The sequence below is a fragment of the Roseicyclus salinarum genome (assembly GCF_029624655.1).
In the GTDB taxonomy this organism is placed as follows: domain Bacteria; phylum Pseudomonadota; class Alphaproteobacteria; order Rhodobacterales; family Rhodobacteraceae; genus Roseibacterium; species Roseibacterium salinarum.
The window spans coordinates 56,330-69,953 of sequence record NZ_JARRSA010000012.1; the positions used below are offsets into that span (position 1 = coordinate 56,330).

Annotated in this window: 14 protein-coding genes; 9 read left to right on the forward strand and 5 right to left on the reverse strand. The window is 68.6% G+C overall.

Annotated elements, in window-relative coordinates; genetic code table 11:
- Positions 1–36 precede the first annotated feature (36 nt).
- From trkA to hflX, 4 genes are all read left to right on the forward strand, one after another.
- Positions 37–1,464 (forward strand): Trk system potassium transporter TrkA, encoded by a 1,428-nt coding sequence (gene trkA, locus P6F26_RS10130; protein WP_347403041.1) that lies wholly within the window; start codon positions 37–39, stop codon positions 1,462–1,464.
- A 3-nt stretch (positions 1,465–1,467) separates the two neighbouring features.
- The gene (locus P6F26_RS10135; protein WP_278028566.1) at positions 1,468–2,985 is read left to right on the forward strand and encodes a potassium transporter TrkG; all 1,518 of its coding nucleotides are present in this window, start codon (positions 1,468–1,470) and stop codon (positions 2,983–2,985) included.
- 121 nt (positions 2,986–3,106) lie between these two features.
- A complete protein-coding gene (gene hfq / locus P6F26_RS10140; protein WP_262876822.1) occupies positions 3,107–3,340 on the forward strand; it encodes an RNA chaperone Hfq in 234 nt (77 codons plus the stop codon).
- A 60-nt stretch (positions 3,341–3,400) separates the two neighbouring features.
- The gene (hflX, locus tag P6F26_RS10145) at positions 3,401–4,651 is read left to right on the forward strand and encodes a GTPase HflX (protein ID WP_278028567.1); all 1,251 of its coding nucleotides are present in this window, start codon (positions 3,401–3,403) and stop codon (positions 4,649–4,651) included.
- Between the two features lie 55 nt (positions 4,652–4,706).
- Here hflX and P6F26_RS10150 read toward each other — a convergent pair whose 3' ends face one another.
- From P6F26_RS10150 to mazG, 4 genes are all read right to left on the reverse strand, one after another.
- Positions 4,707–5,849, reverse strand: a complete 1,143-nt coding sequence (locus tag P6F26_RS10150) for an outer membrane protein transport protein (RefSeq protein ID WP_278028568.1) — start codon at positions 5,847–5,849, stop codon at positions 4,707–4,709.
- Positions 5,850–6,006: 157 nt separating this feature from the next.
- A complete protein-coding gene (locus tag P6F26_RS10155; RefSeq protein WP_430736738.1) occupies positions 6,007–6,921 on the reverse strand; it encodes a DMT family transporter in 915 nt (304 codons plus the stop codon).
- Between the two features lie 4 nt (positions 6,922–6,925).
- Positions 6,926–7,279, reverse strand: coding sequence for a hypothetical protein (locus P6F26_RS10160; protein WP_278028569.1), 354 nt, complete (start codon positions 7,277–7,279; stop codon positions 6,926–6,928).
- A 64-nt stretch (positions 7,280–7,343) separates the two neighbouring features.
- A complete protein-coding gene (gene mazG, locus P6F26_RS10165) occupies positions 7,344–8,150 on the reverse strand; it encodes a nucleoside triphosphate pyrophosphohydrolase (protein WP_278028570.1) in 807 nt (268 codons plus the stop codon).
- 66 nt (positions 8,151–8,216) lie between these two features.
- Here mazG and P6F26_RS10170 point away from each other — a divergent pair, with 66 nt between their 5' ends.
- Entirely contained in the window at positions 8,217–9,380 is a 1,164-nt protein-coding gene (locus tag P6F26_RS10170; RefSeq protein ID WP_278028571.1) for a M20 aminoacylase family protein, read from the forward strand.
- Between the two features lie 27 nt (positions 9,381–9,407).
- On the opposite strand, the gene P6F26_RS10175 is transcribed toward P6F26_RS10170, so the two are convergent.
- A complete protein-coding gene (locus P6F26_RS10175; RefSeq protein ID WP_278028572.1) occupies positions 9,408–9,926 on the reverse strand; it encodes a flavin reductase family protein in 519 nt (172 codons plus the stop codon).
- Positions 9,927–10,060: 134 nt separating this feature from the next.
- On the opposite strand from P6F26_RS10175, the gene speB reads away from it, so the two are divergent.
- The 4 genes from speB to ccmE all read left to right on the forward strand — a co-directional run bounded on the left by speB (position 10,061) and on the right by ccmE (position 13,613).
- Positions 10,061–11,023, forward strand: coding sequence for an agmatinase (speB, locus tag P6F26_RS10180; protein WP_278028573.1), 963 nt, complete (start codon positions 10,061–10,063; stop codon positions 11,021–11,023).
- Between the two features lie 85 nt (positions 11,024–11,108).
- Complete coding sequence (locus P6F26_RS10185) at positions 11,109–12,041, forward strand: lysophospholipid acyltransferase family protein (protein ID WP_278028574.1); 933 nt, start codon at positions 11,109–11,111, stop codon at positions 12,039–12,041.
- Between the two features lie 19 nt (positions 12,042–12,060).
- Positions 12,061–12,879 (forward strand): glutamate racemase, encoded by an 819-nt coding sequence (locus P6F26_RS10190; RefSeq protein WP_278028575.1) that lies wholly within the window; start codon positions 12,061–12,063, stop codon positions 12,877–12,879.
- A 281-nt stretch (positions 12,880–13,160) separates the two neighbouring features.
- Positions 13,161–13,613, forward strand: coding sequence for a cytochrome c maturation protein CcmE (gene ccmE, locus P6F26_RS10195; protein ID WP_278028576.1), 453 nt, complete (start codon positions 13,161–13,163; stop codon positions 13,611–13,613).
- Positions 13,614–13,624 lie beyond the last annotated feature (11 nt).

Genomic DNA, 13,624 nt, shown 5'->3' on the forward strand with positions numbered 1-13,624 from the left:
GCCGCGCCGCCGGGGCCGCAGATTGACGCCCGCGCCCTGCTCTGCCATGGCTTTCAGTCCAGAGACACCGGTCCGGGCGTTGGGCACATGAAGGTCATCATCTGCGGCGCGGGCCAGGTCGGCTGGCAGATCGCGCGGCATCTTTCGGGCGAAAACAACGACGTCACCGTGGTGGACAACAACCCCGCCCTGGTGCGCCGCGCCACCGACACGCTCGACGTGCGCGGCCTGACGGGCTTCGCGAGCCATCCCGACGTGCTCGACACGGCCGGGGCGCGGGACGCCGACATGATCATCGCGGCGACCTTCTCGGACGAGGTGAACATGGTGACCTGCCAGGTCGCCCACTCGGTCTTTTCCGTGCCGCGCAAGATCGCGCGCCTGCGCAGCCAGTCCTACCTCGACGCGATCTATTCAGACCTCTACCGCCGCGACCACCTGCCCATCGATGTCGTGATCTCGCCCGAAAAGGAGGTGGCCGAGGCCGCGCTGCGCCGCATCGGCTCGCCCTCGACCTTCGACACGGAGACATTCCTGTCGGGAGACGCGCAGATGCTCGGCATCGCGCTGACCGCCGATTGTCCGGTGCTGAACACGCCGCTGAGGCAATTGTCCGAGCTGTTCTCGACGTTGCGCGCCATCGTCGCGGGCGTGCGGCGCGACGGGACGCTCTTCGTGCCGGAGCCGGGCGACCAGCTGTTCGAAGGGGACCAGATCTACGTCTTCACCCATATTCAGGACGCCGAGCGGACGCTGGAGATCTTCGGCAAGACGGCGAAGGCGCCCGAGCGCGTCATCGTGGTCGGCGGCGGCAACGTGGGCCTGAGCGTCGCCCGCACGCTGGAGCGGCGTCAGCAGCGCATCCGCACGCGGGTAATCGAGGCCAGCCGAACCCGCGCCGAGACGGCGGCCGACGCGCTGGAGCGGACCATCGTGCTGCATGGCGACGGCCTCGACATGGAGCTTCTGAAGGAGGCGGGTGTGGAGCGGACGGACGCCGTCCTGTGCGTCACCGACGACGACAAGACCAACCTCCTCGCCTCGGTGCGCGCCAAGTCGGCGGGCGCGCGCATGGCGATCGCGCTGGTGAACGACCCGACCCTCGTGCCGTTGATGGAGCCCCTGTCGATCGACGCCTACATCAACCCGCGCGCCACCACCGTCAGCTCGATCCTGCGCCACATCCGCCACGGGCGCGTGCGCGGCGTCTACTCCATCGGCGATGCCGAGGCCGAGGTGATCGAGGCGCAGGTCCTGTCGACCTCGTCGCTGGCGGGACGGGCGGTGCGCGACATCGATTTCCCCGAGGGCGCGCTTCTGGGCGCGGTGCAGAAGGGCGGCAAGGTGATCCGGCCTTCGGGATCCACCCGGATCGAGGAGGGCGACTCGATCGTCATCTTCGCGCTGGCCTCCGACGTGCCTGCGGTGGAGACCCTGCTCCAGGTCTCGATCGACTTCTTCTGAGCGATGCTGGCCTGGTTCCGCAATCTGCCGCTTTTCGTCGCCCTGCTCTGGATCTCCGCGGGTGCGATGCTCCTGCCAGCGGCGATGGCGGTGGCGAGCGAGGATTTCGCGACCGGCCGCAGCTTCTTCTACGCGAGCCTCCTGACGATGGTGGGCGCGACGCTGATCGGGATCGCCGTCCAGCGCAGCGGCAGGACCCCGAACGAGCGGCGCCAGCTCGTGACGCTTGTTCTGTCCTATCTCGTCCTGCCGCTGGTGCTGGCCGTTCCGATGGACGATGCCGTGCGCAACACGCGGTTCATCAACGTCTATCTCGACATGGTCTCGGCCTTGACCACCACGGGCGCGGTCGTCTTCGACCCCGCGCGCCTGCCCCCGGCGGTGCACCTGTGGCGCGCGACGGTCGGCTGGCTGGGCGGGCTTCTGATCTGGGTGTCGGCGATGGCCGTCCTCGCGCCGCTCAGCCTCGGCGGCTACGAGGTGACGTCCGAGGCGCGCATCGAGGGGCGCCTCCAGTCCGGCCTGATGCCGGCAGGCGCCTCGGGGGCCTCGGAGCGGCTTGCGCGCAGCGCGGCGCAGCTGACGCCCGTTTACCTCGTGCTGACGCTGGCGCTGGCCTTGCTTCTGTCGGCGGCGGACGAGGCGCCGCTGGTCGCGCTGATCCATGCCATGTCGACGATGGCGACCTCGGGGATCACGCCGGTCGAAGGTCTGGCGGGGCGGCCCGCGGGCGTCATGGGCGAGGCGATGATCTTCCTGTTCCTCGTCTTCGCCCTGTCACGGCGCACCTTCTCGCAGGGGTTCGACCGGACATGGCCCGAACGCGTCGCGCGCGACCGCGAGGTGCGGCTTGCGGCCTTCGCGGTGATCTGCCTGCCCACGCTTCTGTTCGCGCGGCACTGGCTGGGCGCGCTGGAGGTCGACACGATCTCGAACCTGCAAGGCGCGCTCGCTGCGCTCTGGGGCGGGGCGTTCACGGTTCTGTCCTTCCTCACGACCACGGGCTTCGTGTCCGAAAGCTGGGCGGACGCGCGGCAATGGTCTGGCCTGCCGACGCCGGGTCTTCTGCTGGTCGGTCTGGTGCTGATGGGGGGCGGCGTGGCGACCACGGCGGGGGGCATCAAGCTTCTGCGGGTCTACGCGCTCTACAAGCATGGCACCCGCGAGATGGGCAAGCTGGTCCATCCCCACTCGGTCGCGGGCGCGGGCGTCCTTGGCCGGCGCATCCGGCGCGAGGGGGCCTACATCGCCTGGATCTTCTTCATGCTCTTCGTCATTTCGCTGGCCGCCATCATGCTGGCGCTCGCGGCGACCGGGCTTGCCTTCGAGGAGGCACTGATCCTGACGATCGCCTCGCTGACCACGACCGGGCCCCTTGCCGCGATGGCGGGCGAAGTCCCCGTGCAATACGCCATGCTGGGCGACGCCGCCAAGCTCATCGTGGCGATGGCGATGATCCTGGGACGGATCGAGACGCTGGTGCTGATCGCGCTGTTCAACCCCGCGTTCTGGCGGTCCTGAACGCAAATGCGCCCGCAAGTGTCGGTTTCCGGGGTGGAAATCCGGTTTTTTTCACACCATAATATCCGTTGGAGGAGTCCGCCGGGTCAACGGCGGCAAACCGAAAAAGGCGCGAAAAAAAATGGCCGAGAACAAACAGAACCTTCAGGACGCATTTCTCAACCACGTCCGCAAGACCAAGGTGCCGGTGACGATCTTTCTCATCAACGGCGTGAAACTTCAGGGCGTGATCACCTGGTTCGACAACTTCTGCGTCCTTCTGCGCCGCGACGGCCAGAGCCAGCTGGTCTACAAACATGCCATTTCCACCGTCATGCCCGCGCAGCCGATCAACCTTTACGACGGGGAAGATTGAGCCCACCGGGCCCGGAGACCTTCCATAGAACACGACAGCCACGGGACCGAGCGCGCGAGGATGCGCACGCTCGTCCTGCACCCTGACATCCAGAACGACCGGGACCGCCGCGAGGCCGGGCCGGCGCTGGAAGAGGCCGTGGCGCTTGCCGCGGCGCTTCCCGACATCGACGTCGTGGGAGGCGCGATCGTGCGCCTGCCCAAGGCGCAGCCCGGAATGCTGTTCGGCTCGGGCAAGATCGACGAGCTGAAGGAGCGGATCGAGGCCGAGGAGGTCGGCCTCGTGTTGATCGACGGCTCGGTCACGCCCGTCCAGCAGCGCAACCTCGAGAAGGCCTGGGGCTGCAAGGTGCTGGACCGTACCGGTCTGATCCTCGAGATCTTCGCCGATCGCGCGCGCACGCGGGAGGGCGTGCTGCAGGTCGAGCTGGCCGCGCTGAGTTACCAGCGCACGCGGCTTGTGCGGGCATGGACCCACCTCGAGCGGCAGCGCGGCGGACTGGGCTTCGTGGGCGGACCCGGCGAGACGCAGATCGAGGCCGACCGGCGCGCCATCGACGAAGCGATCACCCGCCTGCGCCGACAGCTCGCCAAGGTGGTGCGGACCCGCTCGCTGCACCGGGCGGCGCGCAAGAAGGTGCCGTTCCCAATCGTCGCGCTGGTGGGCTACACCAACGCGGGCAAGTCCACGCTGTTCAACCGGCTGACGGGCGCGGACGTGATGGCCAAGGACATGCTTTTCGCCACGCTCGATCCCACGATGCGGGGCGTCACGCTGCCCGACGGCACGAAGGTGATCCTGTCCGACACGGTGGGCTTCATCTCGGACCTTCCAACGCAACTGGTCGCGGCCTTCCGCGCCACGCTGGAAGAGGTGCTGGACGCCGACCTGATCCTTCACGTCCGTGACATCTCGCATGCGCAGACGACAGAACAGGCCGAGGACGTCGCCGCGATCCTTGAGGATCTCGGCGTGACCGAGACGACGCCCCTGATCGAGGTGTGGAACAAGACCGATCTCCTGAAGGGCCCCGATCGCGAGACGCGCCAGACCGAGGCGGCACGCCGCGACGGCGTCTTCGCGATCTCTGCTCTGACAGGAGAGGGGTTGGGGCCGCTTCTGGCCGCGGTGGCCGAGGGCACGTCCGAGCCGCGCAACCGCGCCGAGGTCCGGCTTCCCCACGAAGAGGGGCGCCGCCGCGCCTGGCTCTACGAGCAGGGCGTCGTCGAGGGCGAGCGCCAGGAGGAGGACGGCATCGTGGTGGCGGTGAACTGGACGGATCGCCAGGCGCAGGCGTTCAAGGCGCTCTGAGACGCGAAAAGGCCCCGCGACGGCGGGGCCTTCTGCGTGTTCCAGAGTCTGCGGATCAGAAGCGGAAGCCGATCCGAAGGCCCACGCCGATGACCTCGTTGTCGTCGAAGTCGACCGGGGCGGCAGCGATGACCGTCTGGTCTCCGGGGATCCCGTAGGTGATCCCGCCCGAGAGCGTGACGGCGTCCATTTCGTACTGCGCCGCGACCGCGATGGAATTGAGGCCGGTGGTCGGCGACAGCGACGAATCCGACGGCACCGTTCCGCGCGTGCGGTGCGTGTAGGAGACCGAGCCCGACCAGTTCTCGTTGAGCCGGCGGCCCAGGCCGACCTGGTAGGTCGTCGTGTCGGACGTGAAGTTCACGTAGTTCCCGACATCGGTCGAAAGGTTGAACCCGTCCCAGTACTCGTAGTGGATCGAGCCGAAGACGAGCGTATCGGCCGCGATGCCGCTCTGGAATTCGAGCGTCCAGCTTTCAGGGAACTCCACCGAGAAGTCGGCGGTGCCCTCGGGACCGGTCGCAACACCGAAGAAAGTCGAGACGGGCGTCTCGGAGGCGTCGTCGAAATCGACTTCAAGCGCCGAATGGTAGGTCAGCGAGACTCGCAGCGCGATTTCCGGCCGTTCGTAGGCCGCGCCAAGAAGGTAGCCGTAACCGATCTCGCTCGTCCCTGCGAGACGGTGGAATTCGGTCGGGTCCGCGGTGACGTTCGTGTAGATGTCGCCCTCGACGTCCATTGCCCGGAGGCCGCCGTGGACGCTGAAGCCGTTGCCGAACTCGTAGCGGCCCATGAGGGTCAACTGCCGCGTGTCGACGGTGGCGTAGCCCCCGAAGAAGGGCCCGCCGGAGGGGATGAAGAACGGAGGCACGCCGATGGGCGTGCCGCCCGCGCCGAAGCCCGGATAGCTGACGTCCGCGCCGAAGGGCGTGTCGTAGCTCAGCGCGACCGAGACCTGGTCGCTGTAGCGGTGCAGGATGCCGAAGCCGGGCTGTGCGTAGCTGGCGAGCGGGTCGGGAACGACGCCGTTCGATCCGGCCTTGGGGTTGATCGAACCGAAGGACAGTTCACCGTAGGTTCCTGTCGGACCGACATCCTCGAACAGGAGGCGCACCGTCGGATCGGCGCGCGAGATGTCTGCCTGGGCGATCGCCGTCGTGGCGAGCAGGACCGCCGACGCGCTTGCTAGTTTCTTCATGGAATTCCTCCCCGACATGCCTCGTCATGTTTGAAACGATCCTATTCCGAAAAGCGTGGGACCGGTCAATTCTGCCGCAGGGTCAGGTTGCAGCGATGGCGTTGCATGACCCGCACACTGTGTCGCTTTTGCTACAAACCCCCTTGGTGACGCTGCGTCAGGTCGTCCTGCGGCGTGCCGCGATGATGTTGACGTAGTTTCCCGCGAAGATCAGCGCGGCCCCCCCGAGCACGCCCCACAGAAGCGGCTCGTCGTAGAACAGCATTCCCACGACGGCGATGGCGGGCAGCCTCGCGAAGTCCATCGGCATGACGATCGAGGCGGGCGCCATCGACAGGGCCGTGGTCAGGCAGAAATGCGCCGTCAGCCCGGCCACCGCGATCAGAACGACCCAAGGCGCGGTCGCGAGGCTTGGCATCGCCATGTCGCCGTCGATCAGCGAGCAGGCGAGGCCGAGGACCAGTTGCATGGCGGTGAGGTAGAACATGATGCAGGTGATCGTCTCGGTGGCGGTCAGCTTCTTGGTGAAGATCGCGGTCGTGGCGAACATCACCGCCGCCATCGCCGCCGTGACCATGCCCGACGACAGGGGCGCGGCGCCGGGCTGCACGATCATGAGCACCCCCGCGAAGCCCAGCCCGCCGGCGAGCGCCTTGGCGCGCGTCATCCGCTCGCCGAGAAAGATCGCGGCCAGCAGCATCGTCCAGAGCGGCGAGGTGAATTCCAGCGCGAAGACCAGCGCCAGCGGCGAGACAGTGATGGCGTAGAACCACAGGTTCTGCCCGGTGAAGTGGGCGATGTTGCGCGCGACGTGCAGGTGCATCCTGCGCCGCGTGACCTGCCCGAGGGTGCCTGCGAACGCGCCGATCGTCAGGACGATGAGAAGGCCCACGGCCGAACGCCACGACATCAGCTCGAACGTGTCGAGTTCCAGCGCCGCTGCCCGCCCTGCGACGGCCATCGCCGAGAACGACAGGATCGCCCCGACCATCCACAGCGCGGCCAGCCCCGGCCGCGCGTCGGGCAGCGGCGCGGAGGCGGCGATCACGGTCTCCCTCGGCAGGTCTGTCATGGTCTCAATCGGCCTCCCGGCAGCAGCCGAACATCGGCCGCAGTCCCTCCGAGGTCTGAATACCGATCTCTACCCGGTAGTCGAGTTCGATTCCGAAGATCGGGCAGGCGGCCTCCTCGAGAAACAGCGGCACCGCGCCGCCATGGGTCCGCAGATCGGTCCGGCGCACCCCGTCGAGGGGCAGCGTCACGGCAGGCTCCAGATCGAAGACGCCGTCGCCGAGGTAGTCGAAGCGCGCGGTTCCGCCATCGATCACCAGCATGAAGCCGGGGCCTGTCCCCAGGCAATGCAACTCGGCCCCGGCGAGGGGCGCGGGAAACAGCGCGGCGGCGAGGAACGGGGCGATGCGAAGCGGCATGGATCTTACATAGCGCGGCGTGCGGGCTCGTCCGCAAGCCGGGCGGGACGGCCGCGCCCCGGCCTCAGAGGCCGCGCGCCTTGGCCTCGTTCCAGAGCGCGTCCATCTCGTCGAGCGTGCTGTCGCCGGGACGCTTGCCAAGCTCGGCCAGTCGCGCCTCTATATGGGCGAAGCGGCGCGTGAACTTGGCGTTGGCGCGGCGCAGCGCGGCCTCGGGGTCCACCTTGAGATGGCGCGCGAGGTTGGCGACGACGAACAGCAAATCGCCCATCTCGTCCTCGATCCGGTCATGCGGCGCGCCGTTCCGCGCCTCGGCCAGTTCGCGCGCCTCCTCGGCGATCTTGTCGATCACCTGGTCCACCTGCGGCCAGTCGAAGCCCACGCGCGCCGCGCGCTTCTGCAACTTCTCGGCGCGCATCAGCGCGGGCAGGCCCAGCGCCACGTCGTCCAGAACGCCGCCCTTCGCCCGCGACGCGCGCTCGGCCGCCTTCACGGCTTCCCAGTCGCGGGTCTGCTGTTCGGCGGACTTGTCGCGGCTTTCGTCGCCGAAGACGTGCGGGTGGCGGGCCACCATCTTGTCGGCGATGGCGGCGGCGACCTCGTCGAAGGTGAAATGCCCTGCCTCCTCGGCCATCTGCGCATGGTAGACGGACTGGAACAGAAGGTCGCCAAGCTCACCCTTCAGCTCGTCCCAGGCCTGCCGCTCGATGGCGTCGGCGACCTCGTAGGCCTCCTCGATCGTGTAGGGGGCGATCGAGGCGAAGTCCTGCTCGATGTCCCACGGGCACCCCGTCGCGGGGTCGCGCAGGCGGGCCATGATGGCGCGCAGCCTGTCGATCGGGCGGGGGTGGTCCGGGGCGGTGTCTTGCATTGCGGCGGCGCCTGAACTGGTGCAGGTTCGCCCCCTTAGACCGAACCGCGAGGACGGAGTCCAGTTATGGCCGTTGTAAACCGCATCGCCTCCTACGCCGAAGAGATGACGGGCTGGCGGCGGCATCTGCACGCCCATCCCGAGCTTGGCCTCGACTGCTTGGGCACGGCGGCCTTCGTGGCCGAGAAGCTGCGCGCCTTCGGGGTCGACGAGATCCACGAGGGGATCGCGACCTCGGGCATCGTGGCCATCGTCGAGGGCCGGGGCGAGGGGCCGGTGATCGGCCTGCGCGCCGACATGGATGCGCTGCCCATGACCGAAGAGACGGGCGCCCCCCATGCCTCGACCGTGCCGGGGCGGATGCACGCCTGCGGCCATGACGGGCATACCGCGATGCTGCTGGGGGCCGCGAAGTACCTTGCCGAGACGCGCAATTTCTCGGGGCGCGTCGCGCTGATCTTCCAACCTGCCGAGGAATCCGGGGGTGGTGCGGACGTGATGTGCCGCGAGGGGATCATGGACCGCTTCGCCATCGACCGCGTCTTCGCCCTTCACAACGTGCCGGGGCTGGAGGAGGCGCGCATCCTGACGACGCCGGGGCCGATCATGGCCGCCGTCGACACGTTCCACATCCATGTGAAGGGCGTGGGCGGCCACGGCGCCATGCCCCACGAGACGGCCGACCCGATCCCGCCCGCGCTGGCGATCGCGCAGGCGATCCCCACGATCGTGTCGCGCAACAACTACGCGCTCGACGACCTCGTGATCTCGGTCACGCAGATCCACGCGGGCTCGGCCGACAATGTCGTTCCCGACAAGGCCTACATCAACGGCACCGTGCGCAGCTTCGACCCCGAGGTGCAGAAGATGGTGATCCGCCGGATGGAGGAGATCGTGGCGGGCCATGCCGCGGCCTTCGGCGTCGAGGCCCGCCTCGACTACGAAGTGGGCTATCCGGCCACGATCAACGATCCCGAGGCGGCGGATTTCGCGGCGGCGGTCGCGGCCGAGGTCGTCGGCGCGGACCTCGTGGACGCGCGCTCGGGCCGCGAGATGGGGGCGGAGGATTTCTCCTACATGCTGGCCGAGCGGCCGGGCGCCTACTTCTTCATCGGCGCGGGGCCGGGCGCGGGGCTGCATCACCCCGCCTTCGACTTCAACGACGCGATCTCGCCCATCGGCGCCAGCATCTTCGCCCGGCTGGTCGAGACGGCGCAGCCCGCGGCCTGAAGGAGGCCGGGCGGCCGCGCGCGCCGCCTAGTGGTCCTCGGGCCTTAGATACTTGCGCAACCCATAGAGCAGGGGCTCGCCCTCGTGCGCCGTCTTCACGGCCGCGACCTCGCCGATGCAGATGTGGTGCGTCCCGATCTTCTCGGCCGAGATCAGGCGGCAGTCGAAGCTGACCAGCGCCGACTTGATGCGCGGCGCGCCGGTGGCCATCGTCTCGGTCTCCACGACGTTGAACTTGTCGCCGCCGGGCGCGGGCAGGCGGGACGAGAAGATGTCCGAAATCTCGGTCTGTCCGGTCCTGAGCACGTTGATGCAGAAGCATCCGTTCTCCAGCACCAGCGGCAGCGCCGAGGACGACGCGTTGAGGCAGGTCAGCATCGTCGGGCGCGCGCCCTCCGCCGAGATCGACGTCATTGCGGACACGGTGACGCCGCCGCGCCCCGCCGGTCCGTCCGTCGTGACGACCGAGACCGAGGCGGCCGAGCGGCTCATCCCCTCGAGGAACGCGGCGCGCAGGTCGGCCTGGGGGTCTGTCACGTCTTGCATTGCGCGTCTCCTGGGGCGGTGCCGCCCGTCCATGCCCGATGCCTCAGGGATGGGCAAGGCCGATGCACGGCGCCTCTTGCGTTCCGGCGCAGGTAGCGGCAGGGCTGGTCGGGGAAAGGGAGAAGGACGGAAAAATGGCCCTCGAGGACGCCAAGAACGAGATCGACGCGGCCGTGACCCGGTCCGACCTGAAGGGCCTGCGTTTCGAGAACGTGTTTTCGGGCGCGCCGAGCTTCCTGCGCCGCCGATGGGGCAAGGATCTGAGCGGCGTCGACGTGGCCGTTACGGGCATCCCCTTCGACCAGGCCGTGACAAACCGGCCCGGCACGCGGCTTGGGCCGCGCGCGATCCGCGAGGCCTCGGCGCTTCAGCCCTTCGATCCGCCCTACGGCTGGGACGGCTATTCCCCGCTCGAGGCGCTTGCGATCCTCGACTACGGCGACATGGCCTTCGACTACGCCCACACCGCCGACGTGCCCGCGCGGATCGAGGCTCACGCCGCCACCATCCTTGACGCGGGCGCGGCCTGTTTCGTGATGGGAGGCGACCACTCGATCACGCTGCCGCTTCTGCGGGCGCACGTGGCGCGGCACGGCCCCCTCGCGCTGATCCAGGTGGACGCGCACACCGATACCTGGCCCGACGACGACCCGGCGCGCATCGACCACGGCACCTTCGCCTACAAGGCGGTGAAGGAGGGGCTGATCGACGTGGGGCGCTCGTCCCACGTGGGCATCCGCACGGTGGTCGGCGACAACCTCGGCATCGCCATCCACGATGCCCGCGAGGTATTCACGCGCGGCCCCGCGGCGGTGGCCGAGGCGGTGCGCGGGCGGGCGGGCGGCGCGCCGGTCTATCTCTCCTTCGACATCGACGGGCTGGACCCCGCCTTCGCGCCCGGCACGGGCACACCCGTCTGGGGAGGCCTTTCGAGCATGGAGGCCGGCATCTTCCTGCGCGAGCTTGCGGGGATCGGCCTCGTGGGCGGCGACGTGGTCGAGGTCTCTCCGCCGTTCGACCATGCGTCCATCACGGCGGTCGCGGCGACCCATGTCCTTCACGACCTGATCTGCCTCTGGGGGTGGACGCGGCGCTGATCGGGGGCGCCCGCGCCTGATGTCTGGACCGACTCGGGCAGGGCGGGCTATGGCAAACGAAAGCAACCCACCGGAGGGGCCGTTCATGGTCCGTCGCCGCCGAGACGCCGACCTCAGGACCGCCGCGCGCGACATCTCCTACGCGTCATCGGCCGAATCCCGGACCGGCCGCGCGATGATCCGCGCGATGGAGAACGCGACAGGCCGGCTGGGCCTGATCCGGCGCGCGGCGGGCTACAACGACGAGGTGCGCCAGGGCCGCGATTTCTGGCAGGTGATGGTCGAGCGCTACGGGCTGAAGCTGGAGGTTGCGGGCGGGAGCCTCGGCCTGATCCCGCGCGAGGGGCCGCTGATCGTCATCGCGAACCATCCCTACGGCATCCTCGACGGCCTGATGCTCGGCCACATCCTTGCGGAGGTGCGCGGCGATTTCCGCATTCTCGCCCATCGCATCTTCCGCCGGGCCGAGGGCATCGACCGCATCATCCTGCCGATCAGCTTCGAGGACACGAAGGAGGCGCTGGCGCTGAACATCGAGACGCGGCGCGACGCGCTGCGCTTTCTGGCCGGGGGCGGGGCGATCGGCGTCTTTCCCGGCGGCACCGTCTCGACCGCCGCGCGGCCCTTCGGGCGGCCGATGGACCCGGGCTGGCGCAGCTTCACCGCGCGGATGATCGCCAAGTCCGACGCCGCCGTGGTGCCGATCTACTTCGAGGGGCAGAACTCGCGGCTGTTCCAGCTGATGAGCCATGTCCACACCACGCTGCGGATGGGGCTCCTGATCAAGGAATTCCGGTCGCGCGTGAACACGCCCGTGCGCATCGTGGTCGGAAATCCGATCCCGAGGGACGAACTGGAGGCCTTTCGCGGGGACGCGCGGGGCATGATGGCGTTCCTGCGCGAAACGACCTATGCGTTGAGTCCCAGGCCTCTCGACGCGCGCCTGCGCGGCTTCGAGTTCGATCAGCAATATCGGGACGGGCAGGGGCGCACGGGACGGATCATCGACCGGTACTAGAGCCAGGAAGGGCAGGGACATGGCGGTTGGCGTTTTCGATTCGGGCCTCGGCGGCCTTACCGTTCTGGACGCGGTGACCAGGCGGCTTCCCGACGTGCCCTTCGTCTACCTCGGCGACAACGCCAACACGCCCTACGGCGTGCGCGACGCGGACGACATCTACGATCTCACCACGCGCGGCGTTCAGTGCCTTTTCGACCAGGGCTGCGACCTCGTGATCCTCGCCTGCAACACCGCCTCGGCTGCCGCGCTGCGCCGGATGCAGGAGGGCTGGGTGCCCCAGGGCAAGCGCGTGCTCGGCGTATTCGTGCCGCTGATCGAGGCTCTGACCGAACGCAAGTGGGGCGACAATTCTCCCCCGCGCGAGGTGGCGGTGCGTCACGTCGCCCTCTTCGCAACGCCCGCCACCGTCTCCAGCCGCGCCTTTCAGCGCGAGCTTGCCTTCCGCGCGATCGGCGTGGACGTCGAGGCGCAGCCCTGCGCGGGCGTGGTGGACGCGATCGAGATGGGCGACATGATCCTCGCCGACGCGCTGGTGCGAAGCCACGTCGAGTCGCTTCTCCGGCGGATGCCGAAGCCCGAGGCCGCGATCCTCGGCTGCACCCATTACCCGCTGGTCGAGGAGGTATTCCGCGAGGCCCTCGGCCCCGACGTGGCGGTCTACTCGCAACCCGACCTCGTGGCGGCGGCGCTGGCCGACTATCTCGAGAGGCACACGGGGATGCGCGGGGCGGGGGGCGAATCGAGGTTTCTCACCACTGGAAATCCGAAGCGCGTCGCGTCGAAGGCGACGCAGTTCCTCCGCCGCGAAATCGTTTTCGAGCCTGTCGAGACCTAGGCAGCCTGTGGACGGATCTGGGGTCGGATGCCGTCAGACTGCTTCCGGACGGAAGGCTTGCATAATAAAAACAAATACTTGAAGTTTTTTCCTCACGCTGGCCGCTGCGGTGGGAAAGTGCAGCTTCGGCGTCGCACGATGCCACGCGGGGGCCATCCTGCCCCGCGCGGCTCCGTGTCCACTCGACGCGGGGCCAAAACGCTCCCAAATAGATCCACAGGGATGCTGGCGGCGGCGATCCAAGGGAATGCGGCACGGCCGCCGAAACGAGCGAGTGACCCATGCGCGGTTTGAAGAAACAGAGACGGATCCAGATCATCGCCCTCGCGGTCCTGGCGCTTGCGCTGTCCTCGGCGCTGATCGGCTACGCGATGCGCGACGGCATCAACTTCTTCCGCGCGCCGACCGACGTGGCGGGCGCGCCGCCGCCTCCCTCCGAGGTGTTCCGCATCGGCGGCCTCGTCGAGGAGGGCACGCTGGTGCGCGGGCAGGGCGAGACGATCACCTTCAACGTGACCGACGGCGGCGCCTCGGTTCCGGTGCGCTACACCGGCGTCCTGCCGGACCTCTTCGGCGAGGGCGAGGGCATGGTCGGGACCGGGCGGCTGGTCGACGGCGTCTTCGAGGCGACCGAGATCCTTGCACGGCACGACGAGACCTACATGCCCGAAGAGGTCATCGACGCGTTGCAGGCGCAGGGCGTTTACCGCGCGCCGGGCGAACCCGAAAGCTGAGCCCGCGCTCG